This window comes from Herbaspirillum huttiense, from assembly GCF_004367745.1.
Taxonomy (GTDB): domain Bacteria; phylum Pseudomonadota; class Gammaproteobacteria; order Burkholderiales; family Burkholderiaceae_D; genus Herbaspirillum; species Herbaspirillum huttiense.
Genome location: NZ_CP037993.1, coordinates 5,356,224 through 5,379,720, shown reverse-complemented (window position 1 = coordinate 5,379,720; position 23,497 = coordinate 5,356,224). Strand labels below are relative to the sequence as shown.

Below are 23,497 nucleotides of genomic sequence, written 5' to 3'. Positions count from 1 at the left end.
TGCGATAGCCTGGCTAACGACACGCGGCGATGCGCAGTTGACTGCAGAATTGTGATGGGATGTAACAGCGCAGGCCATGCCAGGCCACCGTGCATTGTTAGGTTTCGAGCACGGCCATGGAGAAAGGTTCGACTTCGTTATTCGTCACGCGGAAAGATCGCGCCGCACGGGAAACTGACAAAGCACTGACTGGAAAGTCGCACCAGAAGCGGGCGTTGGAGAGATGCTCTTGTCAGCGTTTTGCAAGGTCAATGCAAAAAAGGCAGACCATGAAGGTCTGCCAACAGGAGAGATGCAGCAAGGAAAAACTAAGATTTTCAGCGGCACTCGCTCATGTACCGCGATTCGATGCGGGCGCGTTCGCCATACTCGATGTTGCCCGGTCCGTTCATGGTGAAGCGGCCATCGCGCCAGGTACCCGGCACGGGGGCGCGTTGCACGTTGCTCGGATCGCCGGTGCGCGCGCGCTCCGCTTGCATGCGCAGGCTGCGGCAGGAGGGAGATTCGCTGTTGGAAGCCAGTTGCATGGTGTTTCCGCTGTCATTCACGCTGCCGGTCCGGGGGGCCAGTGCCGCGCGCACCATGGCACGATGGGGGGACAGGGCCTGGTCCAGTTCACTGGCCGAGGCGGCATAGGCGCTCTGGCTGAACGCCGACGCGAAGACGGCCAGGGTGCCGATGGTGGCGATGCTGCACAGGGCGGAAAGGGTGCGGAAAGAAATGCGCATGATGAGCTCCTCGTTCAGTGATCAGGATGGAAAGCGGCTTGGCATGGACGTAGTCTGCCGGTCCCGGGTTGACCCTGTATGTCACTTCTTCCCGTGCAGATTACAACTGAAACATGGCCGGATGAGCTAGCTGCTGTCATGACTTAAAATGATGCATTCCTCCTCAACCATGAGTTCCATTCATCATCATGCTGGATCGCATCCACCTCTCCATCGTGCAGGAAGTCGAACGCCAGGGCTCGCTGACGGCGGCGGCCGGCGTGCTGCACGTCACGCAATCCGCACTCAGCCACAGCATGAAGAAGCTGGAGCAGCAGCTCGGCACCGACATCTGGCTGCGTGAAGGCCGCCACCTGCGTCTGACGCAAGCCGGCCAATACCTGCTGGCCGTCGCCAACCGCGTGCTGCCGCAACTGAACCTGGCCGAAGAACGATTGCGCCAGTTCGCCCAGGGCGAGCGCGGCGCGCTGCGCATCGGCATGGAATGTCACCCCTGTTACCAATGGCTGCTGAAAGTGGTGTCGCCTTATCTGGCCGCCTGGCCGGATGTGGATGTGGACGTGAAGCAGAAATTCCAGTTCGGCGGCATCGGTGCGCTCTTCGGTTACGAGATCGACCTGCTGGTCACGCCCGATCCGCTGGACAAGCCCGGCCTGGTGTTCGAACCGGTGTTCGATTACGAACAGGTACTGGTGGTGGCGGCCGACCATCCGCTGGCCGGCGCCGATTACGTCAAGCCCAAACAATTGAACAACGAGGTGCTGGTGACCTATCCGGTGCCGGTGGACCGGCTTGACATCTACACCCAGTTCCTGACCCCGGCCGGCATCGTGCCACGCCGCCACAAGACCATCGAGACCACCGACATCATGCTGCAGATGGTGGCCAGCGGGCGCGGCGTGGCGGCCCTGCCGCGCTGGCTGGTGCTGGAATATGCCGAGCAGATGGCGATCGTGCCGGTGCGCCTGGGCAAGCAGGGCATCGCCAAGCACATCTACCTGGGCGCACGGGAAAGCGATGTGGAGATCGATTACCTGCGCGCCTTCATCGAGGAGGCGCGTCAGGCACAGGCATGAGCGTCAGGTGGCTCACCTACCGTTCGGACTGAGTAGCTGCGCAGCAGCGTATCGAAGTCTGTCTTGAACTTGCCGAAGGGGTGTGCCTGCGTGCAAAGGCCGGAGCACCTTCGATACGGCCCTTGCGGGCCTACTCAGGCCGAACGGGAGTCAGGGCGCTTGATCGGGACATGACCCGGTTTGCAGTTAGTTCGTTTTTGTGACTTTGTTGAGATGCCGTGGCCGGTCGGCATCCATCCCGCGTGCGGCCGACAATTGCGCCGCCATCACATAGAAGGCCTGGATCGCCACGATGGGATCGAGGTCCGGCGTGGCGGCCACCGGCAAGGTGAGGTCGCGCTCGATCACATCCTCGGGGGCCGCCAGCAAGACCCTGGCCCCGCGTGCGCGCATCTCGGCGGCCAGCGCCAGCATGCCCGCCTGCGAGGGGCCGCGTGTGGCGAACATCAGCAGCGGATAACCGTCTTCGATCAGGGCCATCGGCCCGTGCTTGATCTCCGCGCCGCTGAAGGCCTCGGCCTGGATGGCGCAGGTTTCCTTGCACTTGAGCGCCGCCTCCAGCGCCAGCGGGAAGCCGATGCTGCGCCCCACGATCATGAGCCGATTGGCCGGGACCAAAGCTTCGACCGCCGCTGACCAGTCGCATTCACACGCCGCCCGCAAGGCCTGCGGCAACTGCCCCAACGCATCCAGCAACGCCGCATCATCCTGCCAATGCGCCGTCAGCAAGGCCCCGGCTACCAGACTGGCGATGAAGCTCTTGGTGGCCGCCACGCTGGCTTCCACGCCCGCATGCAGCGGCAGGCTCCACTGCGCTGCAGCCGCCAGTGGCGAATCGGCCTGGTTGACCAGCGCCACCGTGCTCGCTCCCTGCGCGTCGAAATAGCGGATCGGTTCCACCACATCCGGACTCTGCCCGGATTGCGAGATGGCGATGGCCAGCGCATCGCGCACCTGCAGCGGGGCCCGGTTCAGCGTCACCAGCGACATCGGCAGCGACGCCACGATGCGGCCCAGGCGCGCCATGATGAGATATGCGCAATAGGCAGCCGCATGGTCCGAACTGCCGCGCGCCACGGTAACGATGGACGCCGGTGGCGCAGCGCGCAGTTGCGCGCCCAGTGCGGCATAGCGGTCCTGGTCGCGGGTCAGCTGCACGGCCACGTAATCGGCCGCAGAGCGGGCTTCCTTAAGCATCAGCGAGGTCAATCTCTTCTCCTTCCACATAGACAGCCTTGAGGGCAAATTGCCGGTCCAGCACCACCACGTCGGCGTAGTGGCCGGTGGCCAGGCGGCCACGGTCGGCCAGGCCCAGGTAATCCGCAGCATAGGTCGAGGTGCGCAGCGAGGCTTCGGCCACGTCCATGCCCAGCGCAATGAGGTTGCGCAGCGCCTGGTCCATGGTCAGCACGCTGCCGGCCAAAGTACCGTCGTCGAGCCGCACGCCGCCCGCGCACTTGTGTACCACTTGCCGGCCCAGCGCATAGTCGCCATCGGGCATGCCGGCTGCCGCCGTGGAATCGGTCACGCAGAACAGGCGCGGGATGGAACGCAGGGCCGCGCGGATGGCGCCGGGATGCACGTGCAGGAGGTCCGGAATCAGTTCGGCATACTGCGCATGGGCCAGCGCAGCACCAACCATGCCGGGCGCGCGATGATGAAAGCCGCTCATGGCATTGAACAGGTGCGTGAAGCCCGAGGCCCCATGCGCCAGCGCGGCCACGCCATCGTCATAGCTGCCGGCGGTGTGGCCGATCTGCACCTTCATGCCGCGATGGGCCAGCTTGCAGACCAGCTTCAGGTGGCCGTCCACTTCCGGGGCGATGGTGATGAGCTTGATCGGAGCCAGCCCGTCCACATAATCCACCTGCTCAAGCGACGCCGCGATGGCGAAGTCGGGCTGCGCGCCCAGCTTGCCGGGGTTGATGTAGGGCCCTTCCAGATGCACGCCCAACACGCGCGCATGGCCGGGCAAGCGCGCGTCGGTGGCGCTGCGGATGGCCTTCAACGCCACTTCCAGTTCGTCCAGCGGCGCGGTCATGGTGGTGGCCAGCAGACTCGTGGTGCCGTGACGTGCATGCAGGCGCGAGAGCACCTGCACCGCGTCGCCCCCTTCCATCACGTCGCGCCCGCCGCCGCCATGCACGTGCAGGTCGATGAAGCCGGGCAGGATGTAGTCGCCTTCGTCGATGACGCGCGGCTGCTGGCGCAACGGGCGGCCGTCGATGGAGCGGATGCGCTGGTCGAAGACCATGCTGCCATGGGTCCAGCCGTGGGGCGTGAGCACGTTGCCGTGCAATTGGGTCAGTGCATTCATGCCGGGGTCTCCTTGGGTTGCAGGGTGCGCCGCACCAGCAGCAGGGCTCCGTCCACCGCATCGGCTTGCGGCGGGACGATGCGCGCCTGCTGGCGGCGTTCCAGGTAGGGCTGCAAGGCTGCGGCCAGTCCACCGCACAGCGCCAGCGGCAGGCATTGTGCGGGGTCGAGGGTATCGATCATGCGGCTGATCTCGGCCGCCGCCGCTTGCAGGATGCTGCGGGCGGCCACATCGTCATGGGCATGGGCCACCACCGGCCGCGCTGCACGGGCGAAGGCGGCCTGGTCCGCTTGTGCCAGCCAGTCCAGCAGGGTGGCGCGTTCGTCGCGTGCCGTGTCGGCGGGCAGTTCCTTGCGGCACAGGTCCAGCACGGCGTCGGCCAGCGGCCCGCGATGGCTGCGCCCATCCAGCGCCAGCTGGGCGTGATGCAGGGCGCGCAAGCCCATCCAGCCGCCGCTGCCATCGTCGCCGCTGGGAAAGCCCCAGCCATCGACCACGCGGCGGCTGCCATCCAGATCCAGCGACAGACCGATGGTGCCGGTGCCGACCGCGATGATGGCACCGGGCGCGCCGCCATGCGCACCGAGCAAGGTGGCCACGCCATCGTTGACGATCTCCAGCACGCCGAAGGCCGGTGCCTGTGCCCGAAAGTCGGCGGCCCACTGCGCCACGTTCTCGCCTGCGATGCCGATGCCGACCGCCAGCGCTTGATCGGCGGGACGCTGCAGTCCGACGCTGGCAAAGGCATCCTCGATGGTTTGGCCGATGACGCGCCACGCCTGCGCGGCGCCGATGCGCAATGCGGAACCCGGGCCGCTGGCCTGCGCCAGCACCTGCCCTTGCGGCGAGGTCAGTCGCACCAGGGTCTTGGTGCCGCCGCCATCGATGCCCAGCAGATAGACGATAGCGTCCATGCGTCAGTCCTCGGCGAGGCGACGCGCGGCCTGCAGGTTGCCGGGATTGCGCCGGCGCAGCGCCTGCCCTTGTGCATCGAAGAGATGGAAGGCGTGGCTGTGCACGGAGAGCGCGATCAGCTCGCCGATGTGCACGCTGCGATTGCCGTCACCGCGCACCACGATGTCGTGGCCGCCTTCCAGCGTCACGTAGAGGAAGTTGGCTTCGCCCAGGTGTTCCACCAGGTTGACCACGCCGCGCAGCGGCTGGCCGTCACCCAGCCCTTCGCGGATCTGCTCGGCGCGCAGGCCCAGCGTGACCGCTGCACCCGGCGCGACACCCTGCGGATCGACATCGGCCAGCAGCCGCAGTCCACCGGCGATTTCGACCTGTACGCCGCTGTCATCGCAGCGTGTGACCACGCCGGGGAAGAAATTCATTTTCGGTGAACCGATGAAACCGGCCACGAACAGGTTCTGCGGCTGCTGGTACAGCTCCAGCGGGGTGCCGGCCTGCTGGATGCGGCCCTCGTGCATGACCACGATCTTGTCGCCCAGGGTCATGGCCTCGACCTGGTCGTGCGTCACGTAGACGATGGTGGCCGCCAGTTGCCGGTGCAGCTTGGCGATCTCCAGCCGGGTCTGCACGCGCAGCGCCGCATCGAGATTGGACAGCGGTTCGTCGAACAGGAACAGGCGCGGCTGGCGCACGATGGCGCGGCCGATGGCCACGCGCTGGCGCTGGCCGCCCGAGAGTTCGCGCGGCAGGCGCTGCAGCAGGTGATCGATCTTGAGGATGGAGGCCGCATGGCGGATGCGCGCATCGATGTCGCTCTTGCTGCTGCCGGCGACCTTGAGACCGAAGGCCATGTTCTTGTACACGTTCATGTGCGGATACAGCGCATAGCTCTGGAACACCATGGCGATGCCGCGCTCGGCCGGCGGCAGGTGATTGACCACCTCGCCGCCGATGGCCAGTTCACCGCCGCTGATCTCTTCCAGCCCGCACAGCATGCGCAGCAGGGTCGACTTGCCGCAGCCGGAAGGTCCGACCAGTACGCAGAATTCGCCATCGCGGATATCGAGATTGAGCCCGGCCAGCACATCGGCGCGGCCATCGTAAGTCTTGCGCAATTGCTTGATGTTGACGTGTGCCATGAAGTCTCCTTTGAATTATTTGACCGCGCCTGAAGTCAGGCCACGGATGAGCTGGCGCGAGAAGGCCATGTACAGGATCAGCACCGGGATGACCGCCATCGACAGCGCCGCCAGTACCGAATTCCAGTCGGTGGCGTATTGCCCGATGAACTGCTGCACGCCCAGCGTGACGGTGCGGGTGTCTTCGCCGGGCGCGAGGATGAGCGGGAACCACAGGTCGTTCCAGGCCGGGATCATGGTGAACACGGCCACGGTGGCAATGGCCGGACGCAGCAGCGGCAGGATCACCCGGAAGAAAATGCTCAGTTCGCCCACGCCATCGCAGCGCGCCGCATCCTTCAACTCGCCCGGAATCTGGCGCATGAATTCGGAGAGGATCATCACCGCCAGCGGCAACCCTTGTGCCGTGTAGACCAGCACCAGTGCGGTACGCGTATTGATGAGGTCCAGCGCCACCACCAGCTGCAGGATCGAGACCGTGCCCAGCCGGATCGGGATCATGATGCCGATGGCGATGAAGAAGTTCAGCGCGCGGTTGCCGAAGAAGCGGTATTCGGTCAGCGCCCACGCCGCCATGGCACCGAAGAGAACGATCAGCAGCAGGGCGGCGAGCGTGACGGCCAGGCTGTTGCCGAAATAGAGCAGGAAGTGGGTGCCTGCCAGCACCTTCTGGAAGCCGGCGAAGGTCAGCGTCTCGGCCGTGGGCAGGGCCATCGGGCCTTCGAAGATGGCATTGCGGGTCTTGACCGAATTGATGAGGATGAGCGCAATCGGGAACAGCGCGATCACCGCATACAGGCACAGCACCGCATGCACCCAGAGATGGCCGGCGGAGCCGAAGCTGCGTTGGATCAGCGAGGGTTTGCGCATGGTGGTCGGGATAGTTGCAGAAGTGGAAGAAGTGCCGACGGAGGAGGAAAGCTGCATGTCGTTCTCCTTGCCGTCACAGGGCATAGCGCGTCAATCGACGCTGCACCATCACGAAATAGGCCCCCACGCCCGCCAGGATCACCAGGAACATCAGGGTCGCCACGGCCGCGCCCATGGTCGGGCTGCCGATCTGCGCCTGGTAGCCGAAGAAGGTGCGATAGAAGTAGGTGCCCAGCAGGTCGGAGGCGTAGTTGGGGCCGGCCAGCGCGCCCTTGACCGAATAGATCAGGTCGAAGGCATTGAAGTTGGCCACGAAGGTGAGGATGGTCACCAGCCCCAGGGTCGGGTAGATCAGCGGCAGCTTGATCTGCCAGAAGATGCGCAGCCCGCTGGCCCCCTCGGCGTGCGCCGCTTCCAGCACTTCTTCGGGCACCGCCAGCAGGGCGGCGTAGATCAGCATCATGGGAATGCCCACGTACTGCCACACCGAGATCAGCGACAGCGTCAGCAGTGCCGTGGATTCCTGCCCCAGCCAGGGCGCGAACCAGTCGGCCAGGCCGACCAGGCCCAGCAGTTTCTCGCCCACGCCCCACAGCGGCGAGAGGATCAGTTGCCAGATGAAGCCGATGATCACCACCGACAGCAGCGTGGGCAGGAAGATCAGCGTGCGGTAGGTGCGCGCACCGCGCAGTCCCTTGAGGCTGAACAGCGAGGCCAGCAACAGGCCGATGGGATTTTGCAGGGCCATGTGGATGCAGAAGAACTTGACGTTGTTCCACATCGCATTCCAGAAGGCGGCCGACCAGTCGGGATCGAACAGGATGGTGCGGTAGTTGTCCAGGCCCACGAAGCTGCGCACGCCTGCATCATTGGCGGTGTAGAAACCGAGGCGCAGGGTATCGAGCAGGGGCAGGGCGCTGAAGAGCGCGTAGATCAGCACGGCGGGTGCAAGCAGCACCGCCAGTTGCCAGGCGCGGATGGTTTTCACGGGGGTCTCCTGTTCCTGATGGGGGCGGGAGCAGACCTCTTGGCGGGTCCTTGGCTCCGGGGTAGTGCGTTGCTTGGTCAGGCCCTCAGGTCATTGTTGCGGCTTGTACCATTTGGCAAAGCCGGCCTGGATCTTGGCCGCCGCATCCTGCGGACTCATCTTGCCGTTGAGCACCTGGGCATTGACGTTCCACATCTCGTTTTCCATGCTGGGCGTGCCACGGTTGAGGATCTGCGAATTGACGCGGATGGTGGAGGCGCAGTTCTTGCGCCAACCCATCATCTGCTTGGCAATCGGATCCTTCACCGAGATCAGGTGGTTCGACAGCGAGAAGAAACCGGTGACCTTGTTGGTGTAGAGATCGGCAAACTCCTGCGAGCCCAGCCAGGCCAGGAACTTGTAGGCGTCATCCTTGTTTTTCGATTTCTTGTTGATGCCCATGCCGATGTCGTTGTGGTCCGAGATGTAGCAGGCATCGCCATTCTTGGGGACCGGCGGCGGGAAGGCGGCGAAGTCCATCTTGCCGTTGAAGTAGGCGATGTCCCAGGAACCGGCCGGATAGACCGCGCCCTTGCCGAGGGCGAACATGTTCTGGCTGTCGCTGTAGGTCTGGGCCGATGCGCCCTTGGGCAGGTACTTGCCGAGCTTGGCTTCGTATTCCCAGGCGGCCACGAATTGCGGATCGGTGAATTTGGCTTTGCCGGCGATGAGCGCCTTGCGGCCTTCTTCACCCTTCCAGTAATTGGGGCCGATGCTGGTGAAGAGCACCTGGTGCGATTCCCACTGTTCGGAAGTACCCATCGCCAGGGGCGCGTACTTGCCGTTGGCCTTGACGGTATCGAGCAGCTTGAAGAATTCTGCTTCCGTCTTGGGCGGCTCCAGGTTCAGTTCCTTGAAGATCTTGGTGTTGTAGAAGAAGCCGTGGATCACCGAGGCCATCGGCATGCAGAAGGTGTCCTTGCCGTCGTCAGTCTGCCAGGCTGCCTTGGCGGCGGGGGCGAAGAATTCCATGCCGGGCTTGCCGTCCAGCTTTTCCAGGTGGCCCTTGTTGTACAGGGAGAGCGAGACGTCGAAGGGGCGGCAGGCCACCAGATCACCGGCGGTGCCACCGGCCATGCGGGCGGCCAGGCTGGAATCGTATTCGGTCGGGGCGGTCGGCGAGAACTTGACGGCAATGCCCGGATTGCTGCGCTGGAAGGCCGGGATCAGCACCTCCTGCCACAGCGGCAGGTCATCCACGCGCCAGCTTTCGATGGTCAGCGTGCCTGCCTGGCCAGGCGCGGCGGCCAGCCCTGTCAGGCCGAAGGCCAGGGCACAGGCGGCCAGCAGGCGACGGCGCGGGAAGGACGGCAACGAGGGGATGAGGGAATAACGACCAGCCTTTTGTTCGGTCTGCATCTTGGGTCTCCTTGGTTTTTGTGGGGATCGCAGCGGCCCTGCGCCACGAAACGCCGTGACAGTAGCAGCGGCCCGCATGTGATGCGAGCCTGGGCAGCGGCTGGCCGGAGAGTGCCGCAAGTGTTTGATTCAAAACGAAATTAAGTCGATTCGCCGCACCTTGCGCATTACATATCCTTACAGGCCCTGCAGCATGGCGCGGGCGGGTTCACCGAGGCGGCAAGAGGGTAATGGGGCGCAGCATCGGATCGCGCCTGTGGATAAGATAAGCAGAACCAGTCTTACATTAATTAACAAGAGCTAAACCGAGTTCATCGTTTTCAAGACGCGTGCGGTGGCGGCTCACTGCTGCACAAATTGCACAATGGCAGTCACCCGGCTATAGTCTCTTCCGGTTTGGAGACAGCACCCCCCATGATAAAAACGAAACGGCCCGCGAATGCACGCGTCGGCCCGGCCCGCTTCGGGCTGGCCGTGCTGTGCCTGCTCGCGCTGGCGCTGGGGCTGGCTGCCTTGCCCGCCCATGCGCAGGTGCCCGCAGCGGGGCCGTCCCCGGCCACCGGCAATGCCCTGCAGGTGCTGCACTGGTGGACCTCGGCCAGCGAGCGCCAGGCCATCAACGTGGTGGTCAATCAACTGGCCAAACAGGATATCCAATGGCGCGACGTGGCCATCCCCGGCGGCGCCGGCATGGGCGCCGCCAAGGTATTGAAGAGCATGGTGCTGGCCAATCGTGCCCCGGAAGTGACGCAGTTGAATGGCGTGGTCTTCGGCGAGTGGGCCGACCTCGGCCTCTTGCTCGAGCTGGACAACGTGGCCGTGCAGGGCAACTGGGAAAAGCAGATGTTCCCCACCGTCTGGTCCCTGCTCAACAACCACGGCCACGTGGTGGCCGCGCCGCTGGGCATTCACCGCATCAACTCGCTGTTCTACAACACGGCCATCTTCAAGCGCTACAACCTGACGCCGCCCAAGACCTGGGACGACTTCGACCAGATCGTCAGGAAGCTGCAGGGCACCGGCATCGTGCCGCTGGCGCAGAGTGCCGAGGCCTGGCAACTGGCCACGCTGTTCGAGAACATCGCGCTGGCCGAGAGCGGCCCCGCCTATTACCGCCGCCTGTTCGTGGAGATGAGCCCGGCCGCCTATCTCGATGCGCGCATGCTGCATATCCTCAAGCGCCTGCGCAGCCTGGCCTCCGCCATGCCGCAGCCGGTGCGCGAGCGGCCCTGGACGGAAGTGGCGCGCAGCATGGTCAGCGGCGAGGCCGCCATGCTCATCATGGGGGACTGGGCCAAGGGCGAACTCAATGCCTGGGGCATGGAAGTGGACCAGCAGTTCGGCTGTGCACCGGCGCCGGGCACGGGCGACTTCCACCTCTACAGTACCGACACCCTGGCCATGTTCGCCGGCAACTATGCGCACCAGCCGATGCAGGAAACGCTGGCGCGGCTGACCATGTCGCCGGCCGTGCAGTCCGAATACAATAGGATCAAGGGTTCGATTCCCGTGCTGCGCGCGGCAGACCCGCACATGGACCGCTGTGCGCGCGACTCCTGGCGCGCCTTCAGCAAGGGGCCGGCCTGGCAGGCGCCCAGCCTGGTGCACCGCATGGCCACCGACGATACGACCAAGGATGCCATCGTGGCCGAGGTGCAGCGCTTCTTCCTCGACCGCAACCTGAGCGAAGAACAGACCCAGAAACGGCTGGCAGCGATTGCGCGTACACTCGCCCGCAATCGTAACGATTAAGAATTTCGGAGATGGAGCAGCAACATGACGCGCAAGATATTGATCGTCGACGATGACCAGAAGACCCGCACCCTGTTGAAGGCCTATCTGGAAAAGAACCAGTACGAAGTGCGCCTGGCCCATGATGGCGCAGCCTTCCTGACCGAATTCCAGCGCTTTGCCGATGAGCTCTCGCTGGTGATCCTGGACGTGATGCTGCCGGACACCGACGGTTTTGCCCTGTGCAAGGCGGTGCGCCGCAAATCCAACGTGCCGGTCATCATGCTCACCGCGAGCTCCGACGAGACCGACCGCGTGGTCGGACTGGAACTGGGTGCGGACGACTACATCGCCAAGCCCTACAGCCCGCGCGAACTGCTGGCGCGCATCAAGGCCATCCACCGCCGCATCGGCATCGACAACAGTGCGGCCCCGCGCTACTACCGTTTCGCCGGCTTCTCGCTCGATACCGTGGAACGCACCCTCACCGACAGCGCCGGCGAAGTCGTGCCCCTGACCGGCATGGATTACCAATTGCTGAAGTATTTCGTCGAACATCCGGGCGACGTGCTCGATCGCAACGTGCTCTGTGAAGAAACCCGCGGACGCGATGCCGGTCCGCTGGACCGCTCGCTGGATGTGCAGATCAGCAAGCTGCGCCTGCGCTTGAACGATGGCGGACGCCAGCCGCACCTGATCAAGACCGTGCGCGGTGCCGGCTATGTCTTCTCGGCCGACGTCAGTGCCGCAGCCGCCTGAGAGCCTGGCGGCGGAGACGGCAGCGCTGGCTGTCCCCGCTGCCGCCGCGCGTCCCCCCAGCCTGCGCCGCCGGCTGGCTGCGCTGCTGGACTGGATGCTGCCGGATTCCCTGCTGGGCCGCCTGTCGGTGGTGATGATCTTTGGCGTGCTGGTCACGCAGGTGGCCGGTGGCCTGATCTGGGCCGTGCAGCTGCGCAGCAAGTCCGAGGCCGAAACCCGCACCGCCGCCCAGCACCTGGCCCATAGCGCCGCTTCGGCGATCCGCTACTTCATGACATTGCCGCCCAACTACCGTCCGCTGATGATCCAGCAGCTGCGCGAGATGGGTGGCACGCGCTTCTTCATCAACGCCAACAGCAGCGCGGTACCGGTCAAATCGATCGGCGACAGCCGCCTGGCCAACCTGGCCATCGATGTCGCCGCCCAGACCCTGCGCGAAGACCTGCCCTTCCTGCCGGAAGCGCGGCTGGCCTTCGCCTGGCCGGATGGCCTGCCGGTAGCCAGCGATGGCCTCACCGTCAACGACCTGCCCGACAACTGGGTGCAGCACATCCTGCTGACCAAGCCCAACTCGGCTCCGGTGCTGGTGATCCAGATGCAGGTGGAAAGCGGCCGCTGGATTTACCTGGCCGCGCTCATGCCCAACCCGTATTTCCTCGACAGTGACAATCCGCTGTGGCTGGACCGGCTGGTACTGCAGGGTTTGTCACTGGCGGCCATCCTTTTGCTGACCATCCTCGTGGTGCGCTGGACCACCCGTCCGCTGGCCGCGCTGGCCGATGCCGCCGAAGCCTTTGGCAAGGGCGAGACCGTGCCCAGCCTGCCCGAGACCGGCAGCCGCGAATACGTCAAGACCGCGCGTGCCTTCTCCGGCATGCGCGAGCGCATCAAGCGCTACTTGGAAGATCGTGAGCGCCTGTTCGTCTCCATCTCGCATGACCTGCGCACGCCCATCACGCGTTTGAAGCTGCGCACCGAACTGATGGATGACGACGCCATGCGCACCGATTTCCATGATGATCTCGATGAGCTGGACATGATGGTCAAGGGCGCGCTGCAATCGGTGAAGGACAGCGACATCCACGAGAACCGCACCGAGGTGCGCCTCGATGCGCTGGTGCTGCGCATGATCCGCGATGCCCGCCTGGCCGGCCACGAGATCGCCTTCACGCCCTCCGGCATCAACGTCATGGCCAAGCCGCTGGCGCTGAAGCGCGCCATCGGCAACCTGTTCGACAATGCCCTGTATTACGGCCAGAAGGTCGAGATCAGCATCCGGCCCTCGGCCGGTGTCGGTGGTGACCTGGTGGAAATCGAGATCCGCGACCACGGCCCCGGCGTGCCGGAAGATGCCATGGGTACGCTGTTCCAGCCCTACGTGCGGCTGGAACACGGACGCGCCCAGAACAGCGGCGGCATGGGCCTGGGCCTGGGCATCTCACGCAACATCGTGCAGGCCCATGGCGGCGAACTGCTCTTGCGCAACCATCCGGAAGGCGGCCTGATCGCCACCATCATCCTGCCGGCACGCTGAAGATCCGTCGGGAACGGGCCTGGCGATTCATCTGTCAGACAGATCAATCGCATCAGAATTTTGCATTTAATGAATAAGTGAGAGAAGCGTAGACTTCAGCACACCACCCAGGAAGTGGCAGTTCAGGCAGTTCCCCCTCGATTCTTCCCGCAGAACATTTCTCCAAGGAGACCCATGAGCTATATCGCCGAATCCTCCCGCTACGATGGCCGCATGCCCTACCGCCGTACCGGCCGCAGCGGCCTGCTGCTGCCTGCCGTCTCGCTGGGCCTGTGGCAGAACTTCGGTGGCGTCGACAACTTCGAAACCGGCCGCGCCGTGCTGCGCCGCGCCTTCGACCGTGGCGTCACCCACTTCGACCTGGCCAACAACTACGGTCCCCCGGCCGGTTCCGCCGAGGAAAACTTCGGCCGCTGGATGGCCAAGGATTTCCTGCCCTACCGTGATGAGCTGGTCATCTCCAGCAAGGCCGGCTGGCAGATGTGGCCCGGTCCCTATGGCGGTCCCAGCGGTGCGCGCAAGCACCTCATCGCCAGCTGTGAACAGAGCCTGAAGCGCATGGGCCTGGACTACGTCGACATCTTCTATTCGCACCGCGTCGATGCCGACACTCCGCTGGAAGAGACCATGGGCGCGCTGGCACAGCTGCATCGCCAGGGCAAGGCGCTCTACGTCGGCATCTCGTCCTATTCGCCGGAGCTGACCCGCAAGGCAGCGGCCATCCTCAAGAGCGAAGGCGTGCCGCTGTTGATCCACCAGCCCAACTATTCCATGCTCAACCGCACGATTGAAAGCGGCCTGCTGCCGGCGCTGGAAGAACTGGGCGTGGGCTGCATCGGCTTCTCGCCGCTGGCGCAAGGCCTGCTGACCAGCAAGTACCTGGGCGGCGTGCCGGAAGGCGCTCGCGTGACGCGTGCGCCGTCGCTGCCGCAGCGCATGCTGTCGGAGGACAACCTGGCGCGCATTCGTGCCCTGAACGACATCGCCGCCAAGCGCGGTCAGACCCTGGCGCAGATGGCCATCGCCTGGGTGCTGCGCGATACGCGCGTCACGTCTGCACTGATCGGTGCGCGCACCGTCGAGCAGCTCGACGATTCGCTGGATGCGGTCAAGAAGCTGGACTTCACGCAGGAGGAACTGGCCAGCATCGACAAGCATGCGACTGATGGCGATGTGGATCTGTGGAAGGTGTCGTCGTCGATTACCTGACGCCGATTGGCACGTGCATCAAGGAAGAGCCTGTCCCGTTTGCGCGGGGCAGGCTTTTTTCATGAGCGCTCGCCGGGCTCGGCGTCTTCCGCGCGTTCCGGGCGCGACCACATCCAGGCCGCCCCCAGGGCCATGCCCAGCGTGGCCAGCACGATCACCCAGTGGCGCTTGACGGTGAAGAGCATGATGACCAGGCACAGGCTCATCATGAGGGAAGCGCTGATCTTGGCGCGCCGCGCCACCACGCGGCCGTGGCGCCAGTTGTGGATCATCGGGCCGAACAGGCGATGCTGTTCCAGCCAGCGCTGCAGGCGCGGTGAGCCCTTGCCGGCGGCCCAGGCGGAGAGCAGCACGAATTCGGTGGTCGGAATGCCGGGTATGAAGATGGCCACGATGCCGACACCGAGGCTGGCATAGGCCAGCAGCAGCCACAGCCAGCGCGTGCGGCGCGGGGCCAGCTGGCTGGAGGGCAGCGGCAGGGGCGGTTGGGACGGACTGTCCGCCATGGCCTCAGTCCAGCGCGAAGTGCCGTTTCAACAGCACGCCGAAACGTTCGAAGGCCGCAGCGGCACCGGCCACCACCGCATCCTGTTCCTGCGTCGAGAGACCCGGCGCATCGAGGAAGCTGACGAAGCGCCGCCAGACCACCGCCCGTCCTTCCGGGTAGGCCGCCAGGTTGCGCGCGCCAAAGCTTTCGCTCAGGCCCAGCTTGTCCTTGACCTCCTTGAGCAGGAAGGCCGCACCCAGCGTCGAGCCTTCGGAGACGTAGAGCCAGCCCAGCGCTTCAGGCATGGCCACGTTGCCGGTGGCGATAACGGCCTCACCGGGCGCGGCCTCCAGGTCGGCCAGGTCGGCCAGCGCAGCGGCCTCGCGGCCGCGCACCTGCAGGTCAGGCACGGCGGCCTGGATGGCCCGATCGTCGAAGAGATGTTCGACATCGCGCTGGAAGTGATACTGCGCCGCCACGAAGCGCACGTACTGCGCGCGGCTGGCGAAGGGTTGCGCCTGTTCCATCAGGGCGTGCATCTGCTCATGCAGCGTGGCCGTTTCATTCTTGAGACGGGCCGAGAGCAGGGCGGGAGTGGTAGAGAGAGGATTCATCATGGTCGGGACGGGTCATCATGTTGCCGCCCGGGAGATCCGGCGGGCTCATCATGTTGCATGTCGATGGCCCTGGGGCGGCGCGGCTGGCAGACCCGGCCTGCGGGAGGACGGAAGAGGCTGACTGCGTCGGCCATTTTAACGCAAACGGCCGGACCCGCTTGCGCGCGGGGCCGGCCGTGGGGTGTGTCAGCGCTTTCGTCATTCTGACGAGGTCGGCACGTCAGAGTGACGAGACTTGCACTACATCTTGAAGCCGCCGACCAGCACCGACAGCCGGTGCGCCTCATCCTGCAAGGACTTGGCAGCGGCCGCCGCCTGTTCGACCAGCGCTGCATTCTGTTGCGTGCCTTCGTCGATATGCGTGATGGCCAGGTTCACTTCCTGGATGCCGCCATTCTGTTCGCTGCTGGCATGGGCGATTTCGCTGACGATCACGCTGACGTCACGGATGCTGGCCACGATCTGTTCCATGGTCTGCCCGGCCTGGGCCACCAGCACGCCGCCATCGGCCACCTTGGAGACCGAGTTGTCGATGAGCTGCTTGATCTCCTTGGCGGCCTGGGCGCTGCGCTGGGCCAGCGAACGCACTTCGGAAGCCACCACCGCGAAGCCACGTCCCTGCTCACCGGCGCGGGCCGCTTCCACGGCGGCGTTCAGGGCCAGGATGTTGGTCTGGAAGGCGATGCCGTCGATCACCGTGATGATGTCGGCGATCTGGCGCGAGGAGGCATTGATGGCTTCCATGGTCGAGACCACGTTGCCGACCACTTCACCGCCCTGTGCAGCGATCCGGGAAGCATTGCCGGCCAGTTCGTTGGCGCGGCGCGCGCTTTCCGAGTTCTGCTGCACGGTCGAGGTCAGCTGCTCCATGGCCGAGGCGGTTTCTTCCAGCGCACCGGCCTGCTGCTCGGTACGGGCCGACAGGTCCTGGTTGCCGCTGGCGATCTCGGTGGAAGAAATCTTGACGGTATCGCTGCTGCGGCGCACGTCCTGCAGGATGCCGGTGATCTGGTTGACGAACTGGTTGAAGGAGCGCGAGATCTGCGTCAGTTCATCCTTGCCGTCTTCGTCCAGGCGCAGGGTCAGGTCGCCGTTGCCGGAAGACAGGCTGTCCATGGCCCGGCGCACGCGCGAGAGGCGCTGGAACACCGCCGTGGTGATCACGCTCATGATGCCCGCTGCCACCAGTGCCACCAGCACCAGCGCGATCAGCGCCGAGCGCGTGGCATTGCGCATGCCGGCGGTGACGTCGGCCTTGTCCATGGCCAGCATCAGGGTCCATTCGGTGCCTTTGATGGGGATGCCCTTGATGAGCTTGGCCGCGCCATCCAGTGGCAGCGCGCTGACCTTGTCATCGGCCGCCAGGCTCTGCAGGCGTTCCGGGGTCAGCTCGGCATTCCACTCCTTGGCCGGCTTGTTGACCCACTGGCCATCCGGGTGCGCCAGCATCAGGCCGTCACGGTCCACCAGGAAGGCGTAGCTGGCCGGGGTCGGGTGGATGGCGCGCACCACTTCGGAGACGCCATCGAGGAACATGGCGGCCGCCACCACGCCCACGCGCTGGCCGTTCTGCATCACCGGCGCGGTGAAGGAGACCATCGGCTTCTTGGTGGCGACGTCGGTGTAGGGCTTGGTCAGCACCGGCTTGCCGGCCGCCACCGCCTGCTTGTACCAAGGGCGGGCGGTCGGATCATAGCCGGCCGGCAAGCCTTCGGCAGCCGAGGTGAAGGCGGTCTTGTCCTCGCGGCCTAGGGTGGTGACGTAGAAGCCGCCGCTCTTCTGCAGCAGCTTGATGACGAACACCGGATCGGCCCCCTGCACGCCTTCGGCGGCGGCTACCGTCATGGCGGTGCGGGCCGCCACCCATTCATTGATGGTGGAACCGAAACCGGTCGCCACGGCCTGGGCGTTGCGCTCGATGGCGCGGTCGTTGTCCGTCTGGATGATGAAGAAGGACACCGTCCCGACCACCGCCAGGCTGGCGACCAGCAGGGCAATCGTATAGAACAGGATGCGGGCTTTGATGGAGTTGAGCATGTGGAATCCCTGAAATCATTATTTTGGTGAACCAGGCCCTGTTCAATCTTGACGGACGGCATCCGGACCGGTGCATGAGTGTGGACCCCGCTGCCGTGGCGGTAACCGTGGAATACAGCTGGATTTCACCGTCTGATGCGGGCTTGCCCGACCCCCGGGTGGTTCCGGGGCGATATGAAAAAAACTTAGTCGGAGTACGGTCAGTCCGCCCGCTATCCCTTGCAGCAGGCGGACTGATATGAATGGAAATGAATTTTTACTAAGTTTTTCAACCCCGCTCAGCGCTGGCTGACGAATTCATGACAACAGTTCGCGCAGCAGATCCTTGCGCGGGCCGGACTTGGGCTCAAAGGCCAGTGCCTGCTCCACATGCAGCAGGTGGTGCTCCATCAGTTCGACGGCCTTCTCGACATCGCCCGCCCGCGCCGCCGCGATGAAGGCGCCATGTTCCTCGCTGGAGCAGGCGGCATCGCGCGTGGACTGGTAGAGCATGGTGATGAGGGCGCTGCGGCCGGCCAGCTTTTCCAGGATGTCGGTCAGCACGTCGTTGCCGACGATGCGCGCCAGCAGGATGTGGAAGTCGCTCAGCAGGGAAGAGCGCACCTGCATGTTGTCATCCTTGACGGCCTGGCGTTCCTGTTCCAGGTGCGCTTCCAGCCGGGCGTAATCCGCTTCGGTGGCGCAGGCCACGAACTGGCGCACCATGGCCGCTTCCAGCGCCCGGCGCACGAAGAACAGGTTGCGCGTCTCCTCCACCGTGGGTTTGCTGACGAAGGCCCCCTTGTCGGGGATCAGGTCCACCAGCTTGTCCTTGGCCAGCATCACCAGCGCCGCGCGGATCTTGGTGCGGCTGACCTGGTACACCCGCGCCAAGGCTTCTTCGGGCAGCTTGGCACCGGGCGGCAGGCGCTGCGCGGCGATATTGGCCGCGATGTCGCTGGCGATGGCGTCGGAGCTGTCGGGTGCGGGGGCAGGGACGGAAGCGGTCATGGCTGGGGGGGACGAGTGGCTGGGAAGGCCGCCCTGCGGCGGCGCTCCATTGTAACCAGTGCAACGATGGCCAGCCAATTCCGCTTCCCCTGCGTCCATCGGCGGGCTCAGGCCCGGGCCGGGTTGCCGGCCACGCCCGGCAGGTCGATGACGGGCAGTTCCTCGGCCAGCGGCGTCACGTATTCGCCATTGAGCACGGCGCGGGCACGTTGCTTGTCGATATCCTTTTCCCAGCTGGCGATGACCACGGTCGCCACGCAATTGCCCAGCAGGTTGCCCAGCGCACGGGCGATGCCGATGAACCAGTCGATGGACAGCACCAGCACCAGGCCCACGACCGGGATGGCCGGGATGGTGGTCAGCGTGGCCGCCAGGATCACGATGGCCGAGCCCGGCACACCGTGCGCGCCCTTGGAGGTCACCAGGGCAATGGCCAGGATCGCCGCCAGGTCACCCCAGGACAGGTGCGTGTTGGTGGCCTGGGCGATGAACAGCGCGGCCATGGTCAGGTAGATCGAGAAGGCATCCAGGTTGAAGGAATAGCCGGTCGGGATCACCAGGCCGACGGTGGACTTCTTGATGCCCATGTGTTCCAGCTTCCTCATGATCTGCGGCAACACGCTGTCCGAGGAGGTGGTGGCCAGCACCACCACCAGCTCTTCGCGCAGGTAGCGGATCAGCTTGAAGATGGACAGCCCGCTGGCGCGCAGGATGCCGCCCAGCACCACCAGCACGAAGAAGATCACCGCGCCGTAGAACAGCAGCACCAGCAGTGCCAGCTGCTTGAGCGAGCCGATGCCGTACTTGCCGACCGTGAAGGCAATCGCCCCCAGCACGCCCAGCGGCGCCAGGCGGATGAAGAAGGACATGCACTTGAAGAAGGCATCCGACAGCGACGACACCAGCGCCACCACCGGTGCGCCCTTGTCACCGATCAGCAGCAGCGCACAGCCGAAGGTCACCGAGATCAGCAGCACCTGCAGCACATCGCCGGAGGTGAAGGCGCTCACGGCGGTGGCCGGGATCAGCTTCATGATGAAGTCGGCAAAGCCGGTCTCCTTGACCTTGCCGGCATTGGCCATGTAACCCGACAGGCTGCTGGCATCCAGGTTGCTGGGATCGATGTTCATGCCCGCGCCGGGGTGGACCACCAGCGCCAGCACCAGGCCCAGCAGCAGGGCGATGGTGGTCACGACTTCGAAATAGATGATGGCCTTGACGCCCACGCTGCCGACCTTCTTCAGGTCGCTGGCACCGCAGATGCCTTGCACCACCACGCAGAAGACGATGACCGGAATGATCATCTTGATCAGCTTGATGAAGCCGTCGCCCAGCGGTTTGAGGCTCTGGCCGAAGTCCGGCCACAGCAGGCCGATGACGATGCCGGCCACCAGCGCCAGCACCACCTGCCCGAACAGGGACTTGAATACTTTGCTCACCGTTGTCTCCTTGACTTGTTTTATTGAAATGTTGCCAACGCAGGTGATCTTTTTTGTCGCGGTGGCGCGAGATCACTATATTGCATACAATTTTTGAATACAATAAAAAACACGAAAATTTTCGAGTCCCGCTCCATCCCGGAGCCGGTCGAGCAGAGGAGACGCGATGAACGCCATGGACCTGTCCAGCCAGCAGGCCGGCCAGCAAGCGATGCAGTGGGCCGAGCTGCTGGCGCAGCACAGTGAAGCCCCCGGCATGCTGACCCGGACCTATCTCACCCCCACGCACCAGGCTGCCGCCGCCGAGTTGACGCGCTGGATGGAGCAATCCGGCCTGCGCGTGCGGCGCGACAACGCCGGCAACGTGATCGGCCGCTACGAGGCCGCGCCAGGACATGAGCATCGTCCGGCGCTGGTGACCGGTTCGCACTTCGATACCGTGCGCAATGCCGGCAAGTACGACGGCAACCTGGGCATCGTGCTGCCGCTGGCCTGCATTGCCCAATGGCATCGTGCGGGCAGGCGTTTTGCGTTTCCCATCGAGGTGATCGGCTTTGCCGAGGAAGAGGGTGTGCGCTTCAAGGCCACCCTGCTGGGCAGCCGCACCGTGGCCGGCACCTTCGACCAGGCCGTGCTGGAGAACGTCGATGGCGAGGGCATCAGCATGCGCCAGGCGATCCGGGCTGCCGGACTGGATCCGGCCGGGATTGCAGGGGATGCGTGGTCGCCCGCTTCCGTGGCGGCGTTTGTGGAGGTGCACATCGAACAGGGCCCGCTGTTGCTCAACGAGGGTTTGCCGGTGGGCGTAGTTACCGCGATTTCGGGGGCCAGCCGCTTCATGGCCGAGGTGCGCGGCTTGGCCGGGCATGCCGGTACGGTGCCCATGCATTTGCGTCGCGATGCGGCGATGGCAGCAGCCGAGATCGGGCTTTACATCGAACGGCGCTGCGGCATCAAGCCGGGGCTGGTGGGCACCATGGGCATCCTGGAGGTGGTGCAGGGCGCGGCCAATGTGGTGCCGGGGCTGGCCAGTTTTTCCATCGACATCCGCGCCGAGGAGGATGCGGACCGTCTGGCGGCGGTAGCCGACGTGCGCGCCGAGATCGAGCGCATTGCCGCGCGGCGCCAGGTCGGGATCGATTTGCGCCAGACCCATGAGGCGGCCAGCGTGCCCTGCGCGCCGCGCCTGCAGGCGGCCTTGGCGCGAGCCATCGAAACGGCCGGCTGGCCGGTGCGCCACCTGCCTTCCGGGGCCGGTCACGACGCCATGGCCATGGCACCGCTGGGCGAGGTGGCCATGCTGTTCGTGCGCTGTGGCAACGGCGGCATCAGCCATCACCCCGACGAGACCATGAGCACCGAGGACGCCTGCATCGCTGCGCAGGTCTTCAGCCATCTGGTCGAACAATTCCAGCCCTGAGTGCGCTCAGGCTTTCCAATGAAGGATTACGGAGTCCCCATGTCCACCATCACCATCGACGGATTCAATCTCACCGCTGCGCAAGTCGTCAGCGTGGCCCGCGCCCCTCACCTGAAAGTCGCGCTCGCCGAGTCTTCGCGAACGGCCCTCAAGCAAAGCCGCGACTACATCGAAAGCACCTGGATGCACGATGAAGCACCCATGATGTACAGCTTCAATACCGGCGTCGGTTTGCTCAAGGACACGCGCATCAAGGTCGAGCATATCGAGCTGTTCCAGACCCAGCTGATTCGTGCGCACAGCGCGGGCATCGGCGAACCCTTCTCCGAAGAAGTCAGCCGCGCCACCATGCTGCTGCGGGCCAATGCGTTTGCATCGAATTATTCCGCGCCGCGCGTGGAAGTGGTGGATCGCCTGCTGGCCTTCATCAATGCCGGCATCCATCCGATCATGCCGCAGAAGGGATCGGTCGGCGCTTCCGGCGATCTCGCGCCACTGGCTTACCTGGCGGCGGCCATTGCCGGGTTTGATGAAGCCGAAGTGATGTATCAGGGCCAGCGCATGCGTGCGACGCAGGCCATCGAGCAGGTCGGGATAGGTTCGGTCAAATTTGATCTTAAGGCCAAGGATGCCTCGGCCCTCATCAATGGCTGTACCGCCTCGCTGGCGGTCGCCATCCTCGCCGCGCACGATGCGCGCCATCTGCTGACCGATGCCTGCCTGTCGTTGGGGCTGACGCTGGAAGCGATGCGGGCCGAGATGTCGGCCTTCGATCCGCGTATCCAGCAGGCGCGTCCGCATGCGGGCCAGATCAAGACGGCAGAAGTCATCCGCACGCTGCTCAAGGGCTCTACCCGTACCACGCATGAAGCGCGCGCCGTGCAATTGCCCGATGAATTGCGCCGCAACGATATCCCCTACACCGCGCGCATTCAGGATGTGTATTCGCTGCGCTGCGCGCCGCAAGTGTATGGTCCGGTATTCGATGCACTCGACTATATCGATACCATCATCGAGAAAGAGACCAACTCCGCTACCGACAATCCGCTGATCTTTAACAAGGAAGACGGCGAAGGTTTCGAAATCATTTCCGGCGGCAACTTCCATGGCCAGTATCTGGCGCAGGCGATGGACTTGCTGGCCATGGCGATTACCGACCTGGGCAGCATCTGCGAACGCCGTATCGCGCGCCTGATCGACCCCACCCTGTCGTGGGGATTGCCGCGCAACCTGATGAGCGGCGTGCGCGGCGTCAACACGGGCTATCCGGTGGTGCAATGTTCCATGAGTTCGCTGGTGATGGAAAACCGCACCCTGTGCATGCCCGGCAGCGTCGACAGCATCCCCTCCAAGGGCAACAGCGAGGACCACATCTCCAACTCGACCTGGTGCGCCCGCAAGGCGATGACGGTGGTGCAGAACACGCAATACATCGTCGGCGTGGAAATGTTGCTGGCGGCGCAGGCGCTGACCATGACCGAGGACTTGCTCAAGGACTTCAAGCTGGGGCAGGGTACGCAGGCGGCCTATGACGAGATCCGCCGCCAGATTCCTGCGTGTCTGGAGGGCGATCGCTGGTTCCACGACGACGTGCAGGCCGCGCATGGCTTCGTGGTGAGCGGGTCGGTGCGGGAGGCGGTGATCTCGGCCATCGGGGCGTTCGTGTGACGGAAATGCGAGCCGAGCCGTGAGAATTTGACCCCGCAGGCTCAAGTCTGACAAAAAGCTGACGTTCAAGAAGATTGAACGGCAGCTTTTTTCATTTGGGGGCAGCGCCAATGGGATTGCCTTGCGGCAATCACATGTTGCGTGTTGTCTGCGCGCATCAGGATATCCCTGATGGCTG

The 23,497-nt window shown here is 64.6% G+C and carries 20 protein-coding genes; 7 read left to right on the top strand and 13 right to left on the bottom strand.

The window, feature by feature from the left end; translation table 11 throughout:
• Positions 1 to 317: 317 nt before the first annotated feature.
• Positions 318 to 728 (bottom strand): hypothetical protein, encoded by a 411-nt coding sequence (locus tag E2K99_RS23980; protein WP_134223823.1) that lies wholly within the window; start codon positions 726 to 728, stop codon positions 318 to 320.
• 188 nt (positions 729 to 916) lie between these two features.
• Between E2K99_RS23980 and E2K99_RS23975 the strand changes: the two genes are divergently transcribed.
• Complete coding sequence (locus E2K99_RS23975; protein WP_121041079.1) at positions 917 to 1,804, top strand: LysR family transcriptional regulator; 888 nt, start codon at positions 917 to 919, stop codon at positions 1,802 to 1,804.
• A gap of 186 nt (positions 1,805 to 1,990) precedes the next feature.
• Here the strand turns inward: E2K99_RS23975 and E2K99_RS23970 are convergent, their stop codons facing one another.
• From E2K99_RS23970 to E2K99_RS23940, 7 genes are all read right to left on the bottom strand, one after another.
• Positions 1,991 to 3,001: an SIS domain-containing protein gene (locus E2K99_RS23970; protein ID WP_134223822.1), complete on the bottom strand. Its 1,011-nt coding sequence runs from the start codon at positions 2,999 to 3,001 to the stop codon at positions 1,991 to 1,993.
• Entirely contained in the window at positions 2,994 to 4,121 is a 1,128-nt protein-coding gene (gene nagA, locus E2K99_RS23965) for an N-acetylglucosamine-6-phosphate deacetylase (protein ID WP_134223821.1), read from the bottom strand. Before nagA ends, E2K99_RS23970 begins: the two co-directional genes overlap by 8 nt.
• On the bottom strand, positions 4,118 to 5,035 hold the full coding sequence (locus E2K99_RS23960; RefSeq protein ID WP_134223820.1) for a glucosamine kinase nucleotide-binding domain-containing protein: 918 nt from the start codon (positions 5,033 to 5,035) through the stop codon (positions 4,118 to 4,120). The genes nagA and E2K99_RS23960 overlap by 4 nt, the downstream gene beginning before the upstream one ends.
• A 3-nt stretch (positions 5,036 to 5,038) precedes the next feature.
• Positions 5,039 to 6,172, bottom strand: a complete 1,134-nt coding sequence (locus E2K99_RS23955; RefSeq protein ID WP_134134118.1) for an ABC transporter ATP-binding protein — start codon at positions 6,170 to 6,172, stop codon at positions 5,039 to 5,041.
• Positions 6,173 to 6,187: 15 nt separating this feature from the next.
• Positions 6,188 to 7,042 carry a carbohydrate ABC transporter permease gene (locus E2K99_RS23950; RefSeq protein ID WP_134224225.1) on the bottom strand — a complete coding sequence of 285 codons (855 nt, stop codon included), beginning with the start codon at positions 7,040 to 7,042 and terminating at the stop codon, positions 6,188 to 6,190.
• A gap of 73 nt (positions 7,043 to 7,115) precedes the next feature.
• Entirely contained in the window at positions 7,116 to 8,030 is a 915-nt protein-coding gene (locus E2K99_RS23945) for a carbohydrate ABC transporter permease (RefSeq protein ID WP_134134117.1), read from the bottom strand.
• 90 nt (positions 8,031 to 8,120) lie between these two features.
• The gene (locus tag E2K99_RS23940) at positions 8,121 to 9,428 is read right to left on the bottom strand and encodes an ABC transporter substrate-binding protein (protein ID WP_205703725.1); all 1,308 of its coding nucleotides are present in this window, start codon (positions 9,426 to 9,428) and stop codon (positions 8,121 to 8,123) included.
• A gap of 414 nt (positions 9,429 to 9,842) precedes the next feature.
• Between E2K99_RS23940 and E2K99_RS23935 the strand changes: the two genes are divergently transcribed.
• From E2K99_RS23935 to mgrA, 4 genes are all read left to right on the top strand, one after another.
• A complete protein-coding gene (locus tag E2K99_RS23935) occupies positions 9,843 to 11,180 on the top strand; it encodes an ABC transporter substrate-binding protein (RefSeq protein ID WP_134223819.1) in 1,338 nt (445 codons plus the stop codon).
• A 24-nt stretch (positions 11,181 to 11,204) separates the two neighbouring features.
• Positions 11,205 to 11,918 carry a response regulator gene (locus E2K99_RS23930; protein ID WP_034331706.1) on the top strand — a complete coding sequence of 238 codons (714 nt, stop codon included), beginning with the start codon at positions 11,205 to 11,207 and terminating at the stop codon, positions 11,916 to 11,918.
• Entirely contained in the window at positions 11,902 to 13,452 is a 1,551-nt protein-coding gene (locus E2K99_RS23925) for an ATP-binding protein (protein ID WP_134223818.1), read from the top strand. Before E2K99_RS23930 ends, E2K99_RS23925 begins: the two co-directional genes overlap by 17 nt.
• A gap of 174 nt (positions 13,453 to 13,626) precedes the next feature.
• On the top strand, positions 13,627 to 14,661 hold the full coding sequence (gene mgrA / locus E2K99_RS23920; RefSeq protein ID WP_134223817.1) for an L-glyceraldehyde 3-phosphate reductase: 1,035 nt from the start codon (positions 13,627 to 13,629) through the stop codon (positions 14,659 to 14,661).
• A gap of 59 nt (positions 14,662 to 14,720) precedes the next feature.
• Here the strand turns inward: mgrA and E2K99_RS23915 are convergent, their stop codons facing one another.
• The 5 genes from E2K99_RS23915 to E2K99_RS23895 form a co-directional block, all read right to left on the bottom strand.
• Entirely contained in the window at positions 14,721 to 15,167 is a 447-nt protein-coding gene (locus E2K99_RS23915; RefSeq protein ID WP_134223816.1) for a YbaN family protein, read from the bottom strand.
• A gap of 4 nt (positions 15,168 to 15,171) precedes the next feature.
• On the bottom strand, positions 15,172 to 15,765 hold the full coding sequence (locus E2K99_RS23910; protein WP_420840851.1) for a biliverdin-producing heme oxygenase: 594 nt from the start codon (positions 15,763 to 15,765) through the stop codon (positions 15,172 to 15,174).
• A 240-nt stretch (positions 15,766 to 16,005) separates the two neighbouring features.
• Entirely contained in the window at positions 16,006 to 17,802 is a 1,797-nt protein-coding gene (locus tag E2K99_RS23905) for a methyl-accepting chemotaxis protein (RefSeq protein ID WP_134223815.1), read from the bottom strand.
• Between the two features lie 297 nt (positions 17,803 to 18,099).
• Positions 18,100 to 18,792, bottom strand: a complete 693-nt coding sequence (locus tag E2K99_RS23900) for a GntR family transcriptional regulator (RefSeq protein WP_039784781.1) — start codon at positions 18,790 to 18,792, stop codon at positions 18,100 to 18,102.
• Positions 18,793 to 18,899: 107 nt separating this feature from the next.
• Positions 18,900 to 20,231: a C4-dicarboxylate transporter DctA gene (locus tag E2K99_RS23895; RefSeq protein ID WP_134223814.1), complete on the bottom strand. Its 1,332-nt coding sequence runs from the start codon at positions 20,229 to 20,231 to the stop codon at positions 18,900 to 18,902.
• 166 nt (positions 20,232 to 20,397) lie between these two features.
• On the opposite strand from E2K99_RS23895, the gene E2K99_RS23890 reads away from it, so the two are divergent.
• Positions 20,398 to 21,651 (top strand): allantoate amidohydrolase, encoded by a 1,254-nt coding sequence (locus E2K99_RS23890; protein ID WP_134223813.1) that lies wholly within the window; start codon positions 20,398 to 20,400, stop codon positions 21,649 to 21,651.
• Between the two features lie 39 nt (positions 21,652 to 21,690).
• Positions 21,691 to 23,319: an HAL/PAL/TAL family ammonia-lyase gene (locus E2K99_RS23885; protein ID WP_134223812.1), complete on the top strand. Its 1,629-nt coding sequence runs from the start codon at positions 21,691 to 21,693 to the stop codon at positions 23,317 to 23,319.
• Positions 23,320 to 23,497: the final 178 nt, after the last annotated feature.